This is a genomic window from Staphylococcus sp. HMSC056G08 (assembly GCF_001812305.1).
Classification (GTDB): domain Bacteria; phylum Bacillota; class Bacilli; order Staphylococcales; family Staphylococcaceae; genus Staphylococcus; species Staphylococcus simulans.
Genome location: NZ_KV808507.1, coordinates 8,072 through 26,509 on the forward strand (window position 1 = coordinate 8,072; position 18,438 = coordinate 26,509).

Genomic DNA, 18,438 nt, shown 5'->3' on the forward strand with positions numbered 1-18,438 from the left:
GGACGGATGTGCTTGCAAAGCAGAATGCGTATGCTATCCAGAATGATTTCATTGGTTCACCTCTCTAAAATTCATCTCTATATTTACGTAAAAACTCATACGCTTTCGGACCGTCAAACGACCAGTTGCGCTTGTTTCCATTTGGATAACTCGCAATGCCTTCACTTTCTAAAATCTTTCTGAACTTAGGATTGAATAATATCTTGTCATCCACACTGTTATTTGATTTGAATGGCGAATGATCAATGAACTCTTTTTTAGACCATGTCGCTTTCTGTTGGTTCATCAACAACTGTGTGTGAATATCTTTTTCAATCAATACATATTCTTCTGGGATGTTGATTTGCACACTGAGTGATTGTGTCATGAGTGCTACCTCCTTGAATCTGTTCGTTTGATTATTTTGATATAATCACCTGGGGAGGTGATTTATATGACTTGGTATGAATTTGAAAAATATTTTAGTTCTTTCCAACCAGAGGTTGAAAAGCAATTTGGTAACGATAGTGAATACTTTCGTAATTTATTATCAGAATTAAAAAGAGATAATTCTGAAGGTTTCTCAGAAGAATTTTTATATTCACTAGCTATGAACGAATGTTCTAAGCGTTATTCCGAAACGCTCATTTACAATGTTGCTCGGCAGATTTTAAAAGACGACGAGCAGAGTCAGTAGCACTTTCAGGGTCTTTCGGTATAATAAATGACTCTTTTGTTAAGTCTGAAAAATTCTTAGGCCGATTAAGCAATTGTTCTATAACTGTTACAGCAGCATATAGAATGATTGCTTTTTTAATTGGTTTTAAATCTTGCATGTGGTTTCCTCCTATTAATTGGTTTGCTCGATTGTTGGTAGGATGTTGTTATCTTTAAGCAAGTCGTAAATAAACAATCTGCCCTTTTGCGTCCATTTAGTATTCATACGTACTGATGTGCTACCGTCTTTATGTTCAATTTCTGTAGTTGATGAATGTGTATAGCCTTTATCGTGTAAGTTTGAATAAAGTAACCATTGTCCTGATTGCTTGTATTGAACTTTCAATTCATGCAGCAACTTGTTTAATGCTTGAGCTGACATACCATAGTCCTTTGCAATCTGACCTACTGTCACTAAACTTTTGTTGTTTAAAATCGTGTCTAAGTAAGACGCTTTGGGTTCATATTCAGCAATCTTTTGTTTTTGCATGTTGTTTTCAAGTTGTAACTGTTGTTTCTCTTTCTGCTCTTCAATCCACAATTCAGCACGCTTAACTGGATCATCTATCATATAACTTGCGATAGGCTGTGAGATTTGTCGTTCCATTTCATTAAATTTATTAATGTACGCCATTTTAAAATCGTTGTGACCTTGAATATTGAACATATATAAAATGAAACCGTCTTTAGTTAAGAGATATTCCTTCTGTTTACGTCCACGTGAATCTTTATAGTTACTAGGAACAATTAATGCACTCACATTTGAGGACATTAAAATTTGTTCTAGATCACGTTTTACATTGTCATGTCTTCTTTTCAACTCATTAGCTACTACTCGACTAGAAACGACTGCTCCTAATTCCGAATTGTTTTCAATTTTGATTTCTTGTAATGCTTGCACGTGGTTTCCTCCTTATTCAAAATCTTCATTAGATAAATTTGAAAGACGCTTTTTGTATAGATGTAAATACATATCTTTGAAGTATCTGTAAATCTTTGCAGCCTCTTCAAATTCACGTTCACTTAAATCAGAATTTCTGCTAACACCAAAAACTGCTAAAGTTAATTTTCTGATAAGCTCATGGATATTATCGTCATTCACTTTTCCGTTAAAGTACTTGTGAAAGTAATTGTTGCTATCACATAGATATTTCTTTAAAGCTAATGGTCTATAATGTCGGCCTCTATATGGAGGTTTTATAAACTTTGTAAAATTAAAGTCTTCATTGATGTTTGCGATATCGTCTTCTGTAATTCTTACTTCATTAAAAATTGAGATTGGTTTAATTGTTTTCTTACCGTCCAACCTTTTACTTACTTCACGTTCTACAATTTCAATCAATTCTTGTTTTGTTAATGTGATTTGCTCCATTGTTTCCTCCTATTAAGTTGTTTGACGTTGTTTTGTCGTGTTTTCACGACTTGGATTTAAAAAATATATATCTGCACTGATATCTAAGTACAGGCAAATCTTTCTAACTTCAGTCATGGAGAAATCGTTACCGTTTGTTCTATTGAGTTTTTTATTCACTGTAGTCCTGTTTACATCAAGCAACTCAGCTAAATCTTTGTTTTTAATCCCTCTTTCTATTAACAAACCTTTTAATTTGTTGTAAGCGTTCATTGTTTCACCTCTTTCTTTGTCGTGTTTTCACGACTTATCTATTATATTACACGTTAGTGTTACTTATTGCAACACCTTTTGTCGTATTTTTAAAACTTTTTTTATCTTTACCTATATATGTGTTGTAAATAAGCAACACTTATTGTATATTAAAATTACACAGAAAAGAAAAGTAAGGAGTGAAAACAAATGACTTTCGGAGATAGAATAAGAAAATTAAGAAAACAAAAAGGTTTAACATTACAACAACTTAGTGATGATTTACATGACCAGTTTCCTGCCAAAGATAAAAAAAATAGTTTTACAAAAGGTAAATTATCCAACTGGGAAAATAATAAATCCGAACCAATAGCTAAAACCGTATCACAATTAGCTACTTATTTTGGTGTCAGCATGGATTACTTAATCGGCTTAGAAGATGATATTGTACCTTTAGAAAATATTAATAATTATTATAAAGTTCCCTATTACGGTAAAGTATCGGCAGGAAATTTCGAAACTGTAGAATTAGAACATAAGGATTTTGAAATTCCAGATATTGCATTCAAAGGACGCAAACCAAGCGAATGTATTGCTTTACAAATTAATGGAGACAGTATGAATAAAATCCTCGCTAATGGTTCATACATAGTCGTACATGATTATAGAATCAATCAAGATTACAAATTAAATAGTAATGATATTTTAGTATTGCGCATTGGTGGAGAATACACTGTAAAACGCGTTAGACGTACCGAAACAAAGTTGCATTTAGATCCAGTAAGTTATTCGGACGAATTTAAAACGAATTCATTTGATTTAGAATCTGTGGATGAAATAGAGGTAATTGGAAAAGTGATTTATAACTATCAAATATTTGAGTAAAGTTGAATTACCTGCTTTAAAAGCTAGTTTATAAACCATTGCTTCTGGTATGAAATCGCCTTTCTCAACTTCTTGGGAAAGATATTTTCTTAAATATTTATTGAAGGAGAAACAAAAATGAAAATCAAACTATTAGGAACATTAGCACTATCATCTGTATTATTACTCACAGCATGTGGGCAAGAAGAAGAAAAGAAAGAGAAAGACAATAAAACAGAAACAACTAAGAAAGAAGAGCAAAAGAAAACGGATGAAACACAAACATACGAAGATGTACAAAATAATAATCAACAAGAAACAAATAATAATATTTCTGCTCAAGATGCAGAACAAATTGTTTCGAATTATTATATAAATAGAGGTTCTAATGGTCTGCAAGCTTTTGAATTCAAAACAAATATGGCCAGAAGTAATGATAATGAGTACTACATTGAACACCTTGTTCGAGATGCTGCCGGAACACCTGTAAAATTTTGTGCTGTTGTTAATAGAAGAACAGGAGTAGTTGTTGATAGATTTAATGATATGAGCGAAGAAGAAATGGCAGAATTTGAGGAATTCAAAAAAAGGAGCCCTAAATACCGTAGCTCTGATGAAAAGGAAAATACCGAACAAGAGAATTCTCAGCCTGTGGAACAACAAGAAGAAACTAATAACCCTGATATAGAGCAACCTAAAAATGAAGAAAGTAGCATGAATACACCTTCTGATGAAGAAATCAAAGAATGATAGAGTCAGCAAAGCTCACTACACAGTTTACAATCAGCATCATCTCAGCCCCCCCCTCCACTCTGGGGCGAAAGGAGGTTGAGGATGGAATTTAAAAATTGGAAAGTTAATCTTAATGGAAAAGGTTCATACAATATCGTGACTAATGAAGATACTTTGTTAGTTTTACAAAATTATCAACACGTTGAAATAGCTTTAAAATTTGAAAACGAAAATATTCAAGTTAAATCTCTAGGATACGGACAAGATTTAAGTATCAATCCTGTTACAAAAGAGATAACTATAAATGTAACTGATTTATTAGAAGATGATGAGTAGGTTAAAGGAGGTAAGAAATGGAAGAAGCTTGTTAGTTTCAAGAACTATCTTTAATATTGACTAATAAAGAAAAAACATCTATAATGCAAGTATGAAATAGTTGTTCTATGAAACGACTCAAGAAACCTCTCATGCTTGCATGAGGGGTTTTTTCGTTGTAGGAGAGAATTCTATTGAAAGACATAAATGCCATAAAAATTTATTTAAAGACTTCCAAAGAATCAAAACCATATTTAAGCTGTAAAGAACAAGTAATTTTATTAAAAGATAGAGGATTAATTATTGATAACGAAGAATTTGCGTTGCTACAGCTAGAAACAATTTCCTATTATTCATTGATTAACGCTTATTCTCACTTTTTTAAGAATAAAGACAACGACCATTTTGTAAAAAATACACATTTTAGAGATTTGTTCCATTGTTATCAAAATGATATGAGATTAAAGAATTTATATTTTAAATACTTGATATTGATTGAACAGTCTTTAAAGAATAATGTTGCTGCGGTAGTGGCTAAAAACTTTGGCGTCAATGAACCTAAAACAAAAAATAAATATAACCCAAAATTTTTCGATAGAAAATATAGTTATCTAGATACTTACTATTATGATCCTCATAAAAGTAAAAGAGCTGGAGTATTGGATGATATTAGCAAATCTTTAAATTGGAATAAAGTGGAATCGATAAATCATTATAAGAGTAAACATAACCATGTGCCACCATGGATAATAATATTACCTCACAACTTTGGTTTAACAATTAAGTGGTTAAGCATTTTAAAGAAAAAACATAAAGTAGAAGTTTTAAAAAGTATTTCTAATATAACAGATAACGAAAAAGAGTTATCAAGTATAGGGGTGGATTCACTGAATTTATTAAGAGAATTCAGAAACAGAATAGCACACGGCCATAGATTTTATTCTTTTAAATCTGAATCCCAATTATCTCGAACACATTTCAATAATATAATTGATTACGAATTAATTTTGAAAAAAGATTATGCTAAAGACATTGGAAGAAATGATTTATATGCATTAACTTTAATAATTCTTTTGTTTACTAGAAATAAACCAACACGGGATAATTTAATAGAAGAGTTATTTAAATTATACGGAGAAATGGATCAATACAACAAAATAAATTTACTAGAATCAATCGGTTTTACTTACGATCTAATACGAAAACTTTCTTTTTTTAATGAAAATTATCTTTGAAAGTTTAATCAATAATTTTGGGTACACCACCGTACCCTTATTATTTTTTTACCTTTTTTTGAGGAGGAATGCATTATGCGAATGAGACAATACGAAAAAGGCAAATGGCAATATGAATTTAAATATAATAACAAACGCTACCGTAAAAAAGGATTCCGTACTAAAAAAGAAGCTGAATACGCAGGTATAGAGAAGTTAAATGAATTACAACAAGGTTATTCCCCTGATAACACTTTGACATTACATCAATACTTAACTCAGTGGGTTATTACCTATAAACGTAACTCAGTATCAAAATCAACGTACGGAGGTTATAAAAGTAATTTGAAAATATTAAAATCATTCAAAATAGCAGATATACCGATAGCAAAATTGACACGTCTTGATGTTCAGAATTTCCTTACTGCGTACACAGAAACACGCAGTCAAGTGACGGGCAGAAAAATGCGATCATTACTTAAAACCTCATTAGACGATGCTGTGTATGACGGGTTAATCAAACGTAACCCTGTGTATAGAATTACATTCAAAGCAGGTCATGAACCTAAAAAAGAAACAGACAAGTTCATCAGTATAGAAGAATACAAACGGTTAAAAAATAAACTGATGCAAAGCAATAAAAGAATGGATTTGATTTTATTTATCATGATTTGTACTGGTTGTCGTGTGAGTGGTGCAATCAATATGAAATCGAGTTATATCGGTAAAGACCTTTATATTGATGAACAGAAAACAGATTCTTCCCCTCGCTATGTAGACGTAGCAAAAGAAGATATGCAGCATATCAGAAAAGTGATTTCTACATGGGCTGTTAGTATGGACGGTTACATTTTTAAAGATAGAGGAATACTGCCAAGAGTAAAAAGAGTGAATGCAAGACTTGGAGAGTTATGCGAAGAATTAGATATAAAAAAGATAACTACTCATGCGCTGCGTCACACACACTGTAGTTATCTATTATCACAAGGTGTTTCTATTCAATATATCAGTAAACGTTTAGGACACAAAAATATGCGTATCACATTGGAAGTGTACTCTCATTTATTAGAGGAGCAATTTGACGAAGAGAATGACCAAGCAATTGAAGTTTTAGGGACTCTTTAGGGGCTTAACCCCTATAAACTCGCGTGGTTACAACCATGATTTTTGCCTTGTGAGAATAAGTTCACAACGGTGTCATCGAATTCTACAATTGTTCCTTTCATTTGGAAACCGTTTAATAAGAAAACAGTTAACTCCTCTTTGCTGTCTTTAAAACCTTGTAGAAAATTCTCTTGGATGCTTTTATCATTCATGATTGCATTCTCTCCTTTTTTTTATTTATGTGGGCAGTAATGTCATCTAGAATCAATGGAAGTGGCTGTTGCTCTCTATCAAACCATTGCACATTCATTTTATTTTTGAACCAAGTCATTTGACGTTTTGCGTAATTTCTTGAGTGTTGTTTTAACTTGTCAACTGCTTGTTCAATCGAAATGTCTTGATCAATAGCAGGAATCAACTCTTTATATCCTATTGCTTGCATGCTCTGACAATTTGTAAAACCCTGTCTCAGCAGTTGCTCTACTTCATTAATTAAACCCGCTTTCATCATATGATCAACACGATTGTTTATTCGTTGATACATAGTTTCACGCGACGTTTCTACCCCTATTAATAATGTATCATAATTTTCTGTATATTGTTGAACTTTTTTGCGATTACTTAATTTTTTTTTCGTTTTTAAGTAATATTCAACCGCTCTCAACACTCTTTTACGGTTATTCGGGTGAATATCCTCTGCAGACTCCGCATCAAAGCTTGCGAGATATTGATGTAACGCTTCATTAGACAAGCTTTCTAATTCCTCCAGCTTTTCACGTACAGCACATGCTGTTTCTTCAGAAACTTCTTCTTTATCAAATGGATAGTTATAAATTAGTGATTGAATATAAAGACCCGTACCTCCAGCGATAATTGGAACTTTACCGCGCGCTGTGATGTCTTTAATTAATGCTTCAGCACGAACTTTGAAGTCATATGCTGAAAATGATTCATCTGGATTTAAAATATCAATAAGATAATGAGGGATATTTTGCATCTCTTCAGGCGTAGCTTTAGCTGTCCCAATGTCCATGCCTTTATAAACCTGCATTGAATCACCGCTGATAATTTCACCATCAACTTTTTTCGCAAGTTCAATGCTTAATTCAGTTTTCCCTACCGCTGTTGGTCCTACAATGACAACGAGTAAGGGTTTTGTGTTGTTGCTCATATTAATCCCCCTGCTTATATTTGTTAAGGATATTTTTCTTAATCCAGTCATACATGTTATTCCATGTTTGATGATAGTCTTCTTCAAACAGAATTTCATGTCGCTTATTACGATAAAGTTGTACCGTAATGTGTTTTACACCATTTTTCTTCATTGCCACACCCAGTCTGCGAATACCTTTGCCATAGTCTCCAAATGCATCATCTTTACCAGAAATTAATAAGACTGGTAAATCTGCATTCATCTTTTTGATTTCTTTTGGTGTGCTGGTTTTCATCATTTCATTCAGCGTTTCATAAATAATCTGATTTGAGACTAAGAATCCGCAATACTGATCAGAACAATATCTATCAACTTCCTCTCTTTGTGTTGATAACCAATCATTCTCAGTTTGCACGTTCTGAATTCCTCGATTGAATGGTCTGAAAGCTAGACGGTTGACCCATCTGAGTCTTCTGCGTTTGCCAAATACAATCGTGATTATTTTCATTAATAATGCTAAAATCTTCCCTTTTAATTTCGGGAACAATCCTGTACCTGTCAAAATCAAACCTTGCGACATATCAGGATACATTTCAACATATTTACGTGCAATAATCGATCCCATTGAATGGCCGAGCACAATATACGGCAGTTCATCTCTTTCTGGATATAACGTTTGCGCAATTTCATAAGCATCCGCCGCAACATTTTCAATACTGTCATAATGCCCTCTTGTGCTTTCGTCTATATCCTTACCATGACCTCGATGATTGTGACGAATCACATCATAGCCTTGTTGGTTGAGCGATTCGACAAATGTATCATAACGTCCCATATGTTCAGCCATACCATGAAAAATATGTACAATTCCAATTCGTGTTTTATTCGCTTTATCTAATTTAACTTCAATATTTGTACCATCTTCAACTGTTACCTTAAATGTGTTAGGACACATTGACTACACTCCCGTCTAACTTTTTATTATTCTAAGATGCCTTCACTAGATGTCTTACCCTTCTATTATAAAACAGACCCCAAATTCTTGAAATAGGCTTTCATTTACCTAAATAGTAAAAAAACTGCACTCTTTAATAATAGGATAACAAAAATGAGCTGGAACTTCGTCCCAACTCATTTTGATACTCTATTTTGCTTTATTCAGCAGGTTGATTATTCGCAGTTCTTGCTTCATTAATCGCTTCTTCCAATTCTTCTGTATACAATGAACGTTGAATTTCGTCATAGTTTAATAGTTGTGCTAATACATCTACAACCGCTTCTTTATATTTCAAGACATCTTCAATATCGAAGTACAACATACCTGTTCTGCGGATTAAGAAATCTGTTGGTTTATAAACCATTTCATTTTGAATACCATATACCAATTCAGCATAGATTTCTAATGGCAATCCTGAGTTTTGATATTGTGCCGTATGCGCAATTTTATAGATTTCATCTGCGTTTGAACCATAACGTTGTGCAATATCTTCAGCAGTTTTTGCGTCAATTTGATATTTCTTAGCTTCAGCTACTTTTTCTTCTACAAAGTGATCGAAATTCGCACTGCCGCCGACATCTCCGCCTGAAATTGTCAGATGTTTTGTTTCGCATGGACCGAATTTCTTACCGAAGTCTTGTTGTAAACGTTTTGCTAATAAGTCCACAATGCCTTTTGCCATATGACGATAACCTGTTAATTTACCGCCCGCAATTGTTAATAGGCCAGATTTACCTTCCCAGATTTCATCTTTACGTGAAATTTCAGATGGGTCTTTACCTTCTTCTAAAATCAATGGTCTGATACCTGCCCAAGATGATTCGATATCTTTATCTGTTATATCTAATCCTGGGAACATATAGTTCACTGCATCGACTAGGTAATCACGGTCTTCTTGTGTTGGTAGTGGTGACGCTTTGTCATTGTTATAGAATGTGTCAGTTGTGCCGATATACGCTTTACCTTCACGAGGAATCGCAAAGATCATTCTGCCATCTGATTTTGTATCGAAATAAACCGCTTGTTGTAATGGGAATTTAGATTGATCGATAACAATATGCACACCTTTAGTTAAGCGTAATTGTTTATTGTTTCTAGAATAATCAGCGCCTCTGACTTCATCTACCCATGGGCCACTAGCATTAATAACTTTTTTAGCGTGAATGGTATAAGCTTCATCCGTCAACATGTCAGTCACTTGAATGCCATTCACTTTTTCGTTGTCATTGTATGTGAAATTCATTGATTTCGTATAGTTAAGAATATCTGCACCTTTTTCCGCTGCACGTTTCATGACTTCAATTGTTAAACGCGCATCATCTGTACGATATTCTACATAGTAACCGCCGCCTTTTAGGCCTTTCTTTTTAACTAATGGTTCTTTTTCTAATGTTTCTTTTTTGTTCAACATTTTCTTGCGTTCTGATTTTTTAACCCCTGCTAAACGGTCATACATTGCTAAACCGATAGAAGTTGTAAATTTACCGAATGTACCGCCTTTATGCATCGGTAACAACATCCATTCCGGTGTTGTTACATGTGGACCATTTTCATAAACAATCGCACGTTCACGTCCAGTTTCTGCTACAACCCCGACTTGAAATTGTTTTAAGTAGCGTAAACCGCCATGAACTAATTTAGTAGAACGAGAACTTGTTCCTTGCGCAAAGTCTTGCATTTCTACTAATGCCACTTTCATACCGCGGTCTGCCGCATCTAACGCAATGCCGGCACCTGTAATACCACCGCCGATGATAACGACATCATATTCTTCCTCTTTCAATCTTCCTTTAATTACATCTCTGTTTAATGTTGATAAACTCATTGAACAACGCCTCCTAAAATATTCTGTTATGAATGCATGAGACAAGTCGAGATGCGAATTTAACGCAAAATAAATTAAAAAATGAGAGACCTATCCCATACATTAAAAATGGTGTGAACAGTTCTCTCATTCTCGAGTCATAGATATTAACTTGTCTTTAGTATAACATAGTTAGAAATCAGTCGTCTAATTAGTCGTCCAGCTTGAAGACTTGTGTTGCTTCTACAGCTTTTTTCCAACCTTTATATAATTTTTCTCTTTCTTTTTCATCCATTTCAGGTTCGAAAGCTTGATCTAATTTCCAACGGTTCGCAATTTCTGCTTTACTATCCCAGAAACCTACCGCAAGTCCTGCAAGATAAGCAGCACCTAACGCAGTCGTTTCATTGATTTCAGGACGTTCTACTGTAATATTTTGAATATCTGCTTGGAATTGCATTAAGAAGTTGTTCTTAACAGCACCACCATCTACACGGATATTCTTCACTTCAATACCTGAGTCTTGAATCATCGCTTCAACCACATCACGTGTTTGGTAACAAATAGATTCTAACGTTGCTCTGATAAAGTGTTCTTTCTCAGTCGCACGCGTAATACCTAATACTGCACCACGCGCATTCGCATCCCAATAAGGTGTACCGAGTCCAACAAATGCAGGCACCACATAAACGCCATCACTTGATTCAATACGGTTCGCATAGTTTTCAGATTCAGGTGCGGAGTTAATCATACGTAAACCATCTCGCAACCATTGAATAGCTGAGCCAGAGACGAAAATAGAACCTTCTAATGCATAATTCACTTCGCCATCTAAGCCGAATGCGATTGTTGTTAATAAACCGTTATCAGATTGAATCGCTTCTTTACCAGTGTTCATTAACATGAATCCACCTGTACCGTACGTGTTTTTCACTTCACCACGTTCGAAGCATGCTTGTCCGAATAAGGCTGCTTGCTGATCCCCTGCGATTCCCGCAATCGGTACTTCTTGTCCGAAGAAATGATAATCTTTTGTTTTCGCATAAATCTCACTTGATTCATGAACTTCCGGCAACATTTGTTTTGGAATATCTAGAATTTCTAATAATTCATCATCCCATTTTAAGTCATGAATATTGTAAATTAATGTACGGCTGGCATTCGTATAATCCGTCACATGCGCACCGCCCCCTGATAATTTCCAGACAATCCATGAATCTACTGTACCGAATAATAAATCACCGTTTTCAGCTTTTTCTCTTGCGCCTTCCACATTGTCTAAAATCCATTTGATTTTAGTACCAGAGAAATATGGATCAAGAACTAAACCTGTTTTCTCACGGAATGTATCTTCATAACCTTGATCACGTAATGATTGTACAATATCTTGTGTTTGACGAGATTGCCACACAATCGCATTATAAATCGGACGACCAGTATGTTTATCCCAAATGATAGTTGTTTCCCTTTGGTTTGTAATACCGATACCGCTGATTTGATGCGGATAAATATTATCGTCATTCAACACTGTCGCAATGACAGACAACACGGATGTCCAAATTTCATTCGCATCATGTTCAACCCAACCTAAATGTGGGAAATGTTGTGTGAATTCACGTTGTGCTGTTGAGACAATTTCTCCTTCTTTATTGAATAATATTGCACGTGTACTTGTAGTACCTTGGTCTATTGACATAATATATCTTTCCATAGTAAGCCACTCCTTAACCCTGATTTTAACATGTTATTAATGTTTTAACTGTTCCCCCGAATTATCTAAGCCTGCAAACACTTTGATTAGTAAATCGTACCAATGTCTTTCTTATCGATTTTATTTAAGACAACACCTAAAATTAAAGTTGCTGCAGTTAATAAAATCGCCACAACAGATAATGCATCAAATGTTTCTTTATAAGCTGCACGGTAAATACAAGCACCTAACATACCGCCTGCAATTGGACCTAGCACAGGCACAATCGCATAAGACCAATTTGAATTGCCTTTACCTGCAATCGGTAATAATGCGTGCGCAATACGCGGACCTAAATCACGCGCTGGATTAATCGCATAACCTGTCGGGCCACCTAAACTTAAACCAATTGCCACAATCAAACCACCGACAATAATCGGATTTAAGCCTTCAGTGAACTTATTAATACCAATAAATAATAAGCTTAATGTTAATGCTGCTGTACCGATAATTTCACTGAAAAAGTTAGCATAGTAATTTTTGATACCTGGTGCTGTACAAAACACTGCTAATTTTGCACCTTGATCTTCAGTCACTTTCCAGTGCGGTAAATACATTAACCAAACTAAAAAGCCTCCGACAATACCGCCGAGCATTTGACAGATGATATAACCTGGCACTTTGTACCATTCAATACCGCCATCCATCGCAAAAGCAACTGTCACAGCTGGATTTAAATGTGCACCTGAAAAAGTTCCGACTGCATAAACACCTAGTGTTACCGCAAGCCCCCAACCAAGCGAAATATTAATCCAATCACTGCCTAAACCTTTTGATTTTGCTAAGTTCAAATTGGCAACCACGCCGCCCCCAAATAAAATCAGAATGGCTGTCCCTAGAAATTCCGCAAAATATGGACTCATCTTAATTCACTCCTTAAAAAAAGACAAAAAGACTCCTACATAATTGAATACAATGTAGAAGTCTCCTATCTCTATCAATATTTATATTAACTTATTAACAGAATATCTTTTTATGAAAGCGTTGTCAATAATTATTCACAATTTCACAAAATTACGTTCCAAAAATTTACCATAATGTTTTATTGCTCGTTGTAACATATTCCGCACCACTTGTTACGGCTTCTTGTACTTCTTCTTCTAAATCAATCAGCCCACCAGCAATCACAGGTGTCTTTGTTTCATCATAAATTTTCTGTATTACCTTGCTTGCGACTCCAGGTAATACTTCCACAAAATCCGGCTTTACTTGTTGGATTAAGGCAATACTACGTTTAAGCGCATGACTATCAATAATAAAGACACGTAAAATTGTCGTTACTTTTAATGTCTTTGCTTTTTTAATCACTTTAGGTTTCGTCGACACAATACCTTTCGGCTTGAATTTTTGAATCAAATATTCACAACCGAACTCATCGTGCGCAATACCCCTTGTTAAATCCACATGAATATACATTTCCATGCTGTGTTGTTTCAATAAATCGGTAATACTTTGTAAATGACCGATATGCGCATCCAATAACACGCAAGTAGGATAATCCGCTTTCACCAATTTTTCTAAATCGCGCATTTCACGGATTGCAGGTAAAATGTGTGGTTTCAAGCTCATATCTCCTTTACTGGATACGTTTGAATAAACGCTCCATTTCATAATTTGAAAAACTGATGATAATCGGACGACCATGCGGACAAGTAAATGGGTCTTCCATTTCTCTCAACTGATCAATTAAGTCCGCCATTTCATGATTTCTTAAATAATGATTGGCTTTAATAGATTTTTTACAGCTCATCATGATGGCCGCTTCTTCTCTAATCTTCTTAATCTCTACTTTTTTATGTTCTAACACATACTCTACCATATCTTGAATAATCTCTTCTGCCTCTGCTTTAGGGAACCAGACAGGATAACTATTCACGATATAGTCATGCGCACCGAACGGTTCTAAATGTACCCCTACTTTATCTAATTCATCCTTGAACTCATCAATAATCATTTGCTCATCTTTTGAAAAATGGAATGTTAACGGTATTAATAAATTCTGAACTTCATTCGTTACTTCTCCAATTTTTTCACGGAAATACTCATATTTAATGCGTTCTTGTGCCGCATGCTGATCAATCATAAACATGCCAGTCTCATTTTGCGCAATAATATATGTCCCATGAACTTGGCCGACTACTTCCATATATGGCACACGGTGTTTAGGTTGCGCGTTTTGTGTTTCACGAACATCTGGTGTTGGTTGTGCGTCATACGCTGCTTCTTCTGGTGTATGTGTTGTAGCTTCAGTTTTATTTAATAATGCATCGTTATTATCAGATTGATTATCTTTTTCTTCTAAATCAGACAACATTGCTTTTTGCATCTCTTGATACGCTTGATAATCTGAAGCTGATGTATTCTTTTCAGAGACCTGTTCATTAGAAGCTTCAGATTCAGATTCAAAGGTAGGCAAATCATTCGAAGTTTGAGTAGATTGTTGCTGGTTTCTTTTTTCAAAATCTAATTTCTGTTGTTCAAATGATTCCAACACTTTGTTCTTTTTATACAATTTATTTTCATCATTATGTGGAATTAAGATTTTATCTTTAAACGCATCTCTAATTTTTTCGACAATTAAATCATATAATTGTTCTTCTTTAGAAAGTCTGACTTCTAATTTTGTAGGATGCACATTGACGTCTACTAAAATTGGATCCATTTCAATATTGATATAACAAATAGGATAACGGCCGATTGTCAGCAACGTATGATACCCTTCTAAAATGGCTTTATTTAAAATGAAATTCTTAATATAACGTCCATTGATAAAAATAGAAATATAGTGACGGTTACTACGTGAATGTTCTGGTTTAGCGACATAACCTTCTAGGTGGTAATCACTCGTATCACCTGTAATATGTACTAAATCTTTAGCCACTTTCATACCGTATATTTCTGCCATCACTTCATTCGTACGTCCAGAACCATTTGTTTTAATCAGCACTTTACCATCTGAAACTAAAGTGAAACGCACATCTGGATGACTCATGGCCATACGGTTGACGATATCTGTAATCTTGCCTAATTCTGTATACAAGCTCTTCACATATTTCAAACGTGCTGGCGTATTATAAAACAAGGATTCTACTAAAATATCTGTCCCTTGTTTCGCTTTCGCCGGCTTTTGGTTTAAAATTGCGCCATCTTCTGCATAAATTTCATGACCGTTTTGTCCGTCTGTACATGTTTTTAATGTCACTTTTGCTACAGAAGAAATACTGGCCAAGGCTTCACCACGAAAGCCTAATGTTCTTATATGGAATAAGTCGTTATCTTCACTTAACTTACTCGTCGCATGACGATGAAAGACTAACTTCAAGTCATCTTCCTCTATACCTGTTCCATTATCTACAACACGAATAGATTCAATGCCAGACTGTTTAACTTCTATATTAATTTCACTTGCTTGTGCATCAAGGGCATTTTCGAGTAATTCTTTGACGACTGATCCAGGACGTTCTACGACTTCACCCGCCGCAATTTTATTAGCGAGTGAAGTTTGTAATTCTTTAATTTTGCCCATGATTCGTCACCTCTATTTTAATTGATTTTGTAATTCGTTTAATTTAATCAATGCTTCAAGCGGTGTCATATTAGAAATATTAAGTTGTTTCAATTCCGCTTCTATCGCACTTTCTTTCGGCGCACTATCAAATAAGTCAAAGGTACCTTGGAAGAACTCTGCTTCATTTCCTTTAGACTGTTTTGTTTCTTCTGTGCTTTCAGCCACCTGCATTTCTGATGTTTCATTCGTCGGAATATGCGGCTGTGGTTTATCTTTTGCTTCAAAGGCATCTAAAATCACTTGTGCACGGTCAATCACTTCATCAGGTAAGTCTGCTAATTTCGCAACTTGAATACCATAACTGTCATCTACTGCACCCTTTTTGACTTTATGCAGGAAGATCAATTCGCCTTGATATTCATTTGCTGCGACATGTACATTTTTAAGACATGGTAACGATTGATCTAATGTTGTCAGCTCATGGTAGTGAGTAGAGAATAAAGTCTTCGCATGAGACGTTTGTGCTACATATTCAATCATGGCTTGAGCTAATGCTAAACCATCAAATGTAGAAGTACCACGACCGATTTCATCGAAGATAATCAAGCTGTCTTCAGTCGCGTAAGTTAAGGCTTTTTGTGCTTCTAACATTTCTACCATGAACGTACTTTTACCTGAAACTAAATCATCCGCTGCACCGATACGTGTAAAGATTTGGTCAAAAATCGGTAAGACCGCTTCACCACATGGAACATATGCCCCCATTTGCGCCATAATACTGATAATCGCAATTTGACGCATATATGTTGATTTACCTGACATATTCGGTCCAGTAATTAAGTAAATAAATTGTTCGTCATCTAAGTAACAATCATTAGGTACATAATCATTATAATCCATCACACGTTCTACCACTGGATGGCGTGAATCGACTAAGTTCAATGTTTTATCTTCACTGAACTCAGGTCTGACGTAGTTATATTTTTGCGCGATTTCCGCAAAACTTTGAAGACAGTCAATTTCTGAAATTAATTTTGCTTGTTTTTGAAGACGTTCAGTATAAGTTTTAACTGCTTCTCTCAATTTCACAAATAATTGATACTCTAATTCAACCGCTTTATCTTCTGCGCCTAAAATCAAATCTTCTTTTTCTTTTAATTCGTCAGTAATAAAACGTTCCGCATTCGATAAAGTTTGTTTACGTGTATAGCCATAATCAGCAGGTTCAAAGTCTTTTAGATTCGCACGCGTAATTTCGATAAAGTAACCGAATACTTTGTTGAAGCTGATTTTTAATGAGCGGATGCCAGTACGTTCTCGTTCTTTTGCTTGAAGTTGCGCAAGCCATTGTTTCCCATTAATTGACGCTTCTAAATATTCATCAAGCTGTTCATTGAAGCCTTGTTTAAATAAACCACCATCTTTTACAGAAATCGGAGGCTCTTCCACGATACTTTGTTCTAATAAATCGAGTAAATCATCTAAAGGTTCTAGCTGTCTGAATTGTTCTGGCAGCTGTTGATCAAATTCATCTAGTAAAGCTTTGATATTCGGAATTTCAGATATTGAGTGCTTCAATTGGATTAAATCACGTGCATTGACGTTACCATAACTGACACGTCCCACAAGGCGTTCAATATCATAGACTTGGTTTAAGTAATTACGGAGTGTATCACGTTCGATGAAGCGGTCTATCAATTGAGACACTGCATCTAAACGTTCATTAATAGCTTGTTTATAAATTAATGGCCGATCTATCCATTGTTTTAAACGACGTGCTCCCATCGGAGTTTTCGTTTCATCCATCAGCCATAATAAAGTACCTTTTTTAGACTTCAAACGGATACTTTCTGTTAACTCTAAATTACGTTTCGCATAATAATCCATTTTCATAAAGTCTACTGCTTCGTACACTTTGACATCTTCAATATGATCTAAGTTTCGTTTTTGTGTGTGATGAATATAATCTAATAAGACTTGTACAGCACGATGCATCAGGTCATCTTCTACTTGATTCACTGGATAGTCTTGATTCGTGATATCATCTACAACAGTCAACGTTTCAGTCGCAAGCGACATTTGTTGTTTTAAGTTTTCTTCTACTGTTTCTGCTGTCACAATTTCATTTGGATTAATCGTTGTGATTTCATTCAGCAACATACTTTCATCTTTAAAGTGTGTCACTTTTAATTCACCAGTAGAAACATCGCAATAACTTAACGCAATGCCACCATTTTCTCTGACGAAGCTTAAAATATAGTTGTTTTGTTTCTCATCAACACCGCCCTGGTTCATAATCGTACCAGGTGTAACGACGCGGATGACTTCACGGCGTACCATGCCTTTTGTAACCTTCGGATCTTCCATTTGTTCACAAATAGCCACTTTATAGCCGTTATCAATTAAAGTTTCGATATAGCTTTCTGCTGAATGATACGGCACCCCGCACATGGGTATCGGATTTTCTTTTTTCGCATCACGCTTCGTCAACGTGATTTCTAACACTTTCGATGCGACTTTAGCATCTTCATAAAACATTTCATAAAAATCGCCTAGTCTGAAAAACAGTAAGCAGTCTTGATATTGTGATTTAATTTTTAAATATTGCTGCATCATCGGCGTTACATTTGTCATGATTTTCAATCATTCCTTCTAATTTTAGGTTTAATCATTATAAGTGATTGTATAGGAAATTCAT

The 18,438-nt window shown here is 34.9% G+C and carries 19 protein-coding genes and 2 pseudogenes; 6 read left to right on the forward strand and 15 right to left on the reverse strand.

The features are described from left to right. Positions 1-64: 64 nt before the first annotated feature. Positions 65-367 carry a DUF771 domain-containing protein gene (locus HMPREF2846_RS09910; protein ID WP_070626556.1) on the reverse strand — a complete coding sequence of 101 codons (303 nt, stop codon included), beginning with the start codon at positions 365-367 and terminating at the stop codon, positions 65-67. 66 nt (positions 368-433) lie between these two features. On the opposite strand from HMPREF2846_RS09910, the gene HMPREF2846_RS13950 reads away from it, so the two are divergent. Continuing rightward, complete coding sequence (locus HMPREF2846_RS13950) at positions 434-676, forward strand: hypothetical protein (protein ID WP_083309998.1); 243 nt, start codon at positions 434-436, stop codon at positions 674-676. Here HMPREF2846_RS13950 and HMPREF2846_RS14230 read toward each other — a convergent pair. From HMPREF2846_RS14230 to HMPREF2846_RS09930, 4 genes are read right to left on the reverse strand one after another with little or no spacing between them, the layout of a single operon-like run. Further along, entirely contained in the window at positions 624-815 is a 192-nt protein-coding gene (locus tag HMPREF2846_RS14230; protein ID WP_070626557.1) for a hypothetical protein, read from the reverse strand. The two genes, HMPREF2846_RS13950 and HMPREF2846_RS14230, sit on opposite strands and share 53 nt — an antisense overlap. Before the next feature lie 14 nt (positions 816-829). Then, on the reverse strand, positions 830-1,597 hold the full coding sequence (locus HMPREF2846_RS09920) for a phage antirepressor KilAC domain-containing protein (RefSeq protein WP_070626558.1): 768 nt from the start codon (positions 1,595-1,597) through the stop codon (positions 830-832). Between the two features lie 12 nt (positions 1,598-1,609). Continuing rightward, on the reverse strand, positions 1,610-2,068 hold the full coding sequence (locus HMPREF2846_RS09925; protein WP_060803539.1) for a hypothetical protein: 459 nt from the start codon (positions 2,066-2,068) through the stop codon (positions 1,610-1,612). 12 nt (positions 2,069-2,080) lie between these two features. Next, the gene (locus HMPREF2846_RS09930; protein WP_060803538.1) at positions 2,081-2,320 is read right to left on the reverse strand and encodes a helix-turn-helix domain-containing protein; all 240 of its coding nucleotides are present in this window, start codon (positions 2,318-2,320) and stop codon (positions 2,081-2,083) included. 189 nt (positions 2,321-2,509) lie between these two features. Between HMPREF2846_RS09930 and HMPREF2846_RS09935 the strand changes: the two genes are divergently transcribed. Further along, positions 2,510-3,184, forward strand: coding sequence for an XRE family transcriptional regulator (locus HMPREF2846_RS09935; RefSeq protein WP_060803537.1), 675 nt, complete (start codon positions 2,510-2,512; stop codon positions 3,182-3,184). Here the strand turns inward: HMPREF2846_RS09935 and HMPREF2846_RS14235 are convergent. Then, a pseudogene (locus tag HMPREF2846_RS14235) lies at positions 3,173-3,292 on the reverse strand (phage antirepressor Ant); the annotation flags it as partial. The gene HMPREF2846_RS09935 and the pseudogene HMPREF2846_RS14235 overlap by 12 nt on opposite strands. A gap of 9 nt (positions 3,293-3,301) precedes the next feature. Here HMPREF2846_RS14235 and HMPREF2846_RS13955 point away from each other — a divergent pair. The 4 genes and pseudogenes from HMPREF2846_RS13955 to HMPREF2846_RS09955 all read left to right on the forward strand — a co-directional run. Then, a pseudogene (locus tag HMPREF2846_RS13955) lies at positions 3,302-3,841 on the forward strand (hypothetical protein); the annotation flags it as partial. A gap of 156 nt (positions 3,842-3,997) precedes the next feature. Continuing rightward, positions 3,998-4,231, forward strand: a complete 234-nt coding sequence (locus HMPREF2846_RS09945; RefSeq protein ID WP_070626559.1) for a hypothetical protein — start codon at positions 3,998-4,000, stop codon at positions 4,229-4,231. 173 nt (positions 4,232-4,404) lie between these two features. Further along, positions 4,405-5,445: an Abi family protein gene (locus tag HMPREF2846_RS09950; protein WP_070626560.1), complete on the forward strand. Its 1,041-nt coding sequence runs from the start codon at positions 4,405-4,407 to the stop codon at positions 5,443-5,445. Between the two features lie 75 nt (positions 5,446-5,520). Further along, the gene (locus tag HMPREF2846_RS09955; protein ID WP_015978110.1) at positions 5,521-6,549 is read left to right on the forward strand and encodes a site-specific integrase; all 1,029 of its coding nucleotides are present in this window, start codon (positions 5,521-5,523) and stop codon (positions 6,547-6,549) included. A gap of 11 nt (positions 6,550-6,560) precedes the next feature. On the opposite strand, the gene HMPREF2846_RS09960 is transcribed toward HMPREF2846_RS09955, so the two are convergent. The 9 genes from HMPREF2846_RS09960 to mutS form a co-directional block, all read right to left on the reverse strand. After that, entirely contained in the window at positions 6,561-6,740 is a 180-nt protein-coding gene (locus HMPREF2846_RS09960) for an RNA chaperone Hfq (RefSeq protein ID WP_002480758.1), read from the reverse strand. Next, positions 6,737-7,699 carry a tRNA (adenosine(37)-N6)-dimethylallyltransferase MiaA gene (gene miaA, locus HMPREF2846_RS09965; RefSeq protein ID WP_070626561.1) on the reverse strand — a complete coding sequence of 321 codons (963 nt, stop codon included), beginning with the start codon at positions 7,697-7,699 and terminating at the stop codon, positions 6,737-6,739. Before miaA ends, HMPREF2846_RS09960 begins: the two co-directional genes overlap by 4 nt. A 1-nt stretch (position 7,700) precedes the next feature. Continuing rightward, on the reverse strand, positions 7,701-8,636 hold the full coding sequence (locus HMPREF2846_RS09970; RefSeq protein WP_023015658.1) for an alpha/beta hydrolase: 936 nt from the start codon (positions 8,634-8,636) through the stop codon (positions 7,701-7,703). 199 nt (positions 8,637-8,835) lie between these two features. Further along, complete coding sequence (locus HMPREF2846_RS09975) at positions 8,836-10,503, reverse strand: glycerol-3-phosphate dehydrogenase/oxidase (protein ID WP_057509844.1); 1,668 nt, start codon at positions 10,501-10,503, stop codon at positions 8,836-8,838. A gap of 190 nt (positions 10,504-10,693) precedes the next feature. Then, complete coding sequence (glpK, locus tag HMPREF2846_RS09980) at positions 10,694-12,193, reverse strand: glycerol kinase GlpK (RefSeq protein WP_070626562.1); 1,500 nt, start codon at positions 12,191-12,193, stop codon at positions 10,694-10,696. Positions 12,194-12,279: 86 nt separating this feature from the next. Beyond that, the gene (locus HMPREF2846_RS09985; RefSeq protein WP_070626563.1) at positions 12,280-13,095 is read right to left on the reverse strand and encodes an MIP/aquaporin family protein; all 816 of its coding nucleotides are present in this window, start codon (positions 13,093-13,095) and stop codon (positions 12,280-12,282) included. 166 nt (positions 13,096-13,261) lie between these two features. Next, on the reverse strand, positions 13,262-13,795 hold the full coding sequence (locus HMPREF2846_RS09990) for a glycerol-3-phosphate responsive antiterminator (RefSeq protein ID WP_070626564.1): 534 nt from the start codon (positions 13,793-13,795) through the stop codon (positions 13,262-13,264). A 13-nt stretch (positions 13,796-13,808) separates the two neighbouring features. Beyond that, positions 13,809-15,758: a DNA mismatch repair endonuclease MutL gene (gene mutL / locus HMPREF2846_RS09995; protein ID WP_070626565.1), complete on the reverse strand. Its 1,950-nt coding sequence runs from the start codon at positions 15,756-15,758 to the stop codon at positions 13,809-13,811. Positions 15,759-15,770: 12 nt separating this feature from the next. Next, positions 15,771-18,374 (reverse strand): DNA mismatch repair protein MutS, encoded by a 2,604-nt coding sequence (mutS, locus tag HMPREF2846_RS10000; RefSeq protein ID WP_070626578.1) that lies wholly within the window; start codon positions 18,372-18,374, stop codon positions 15,771-15,773. Positions 18,375-18,438 lie beyond the last annotated feature (64 nt).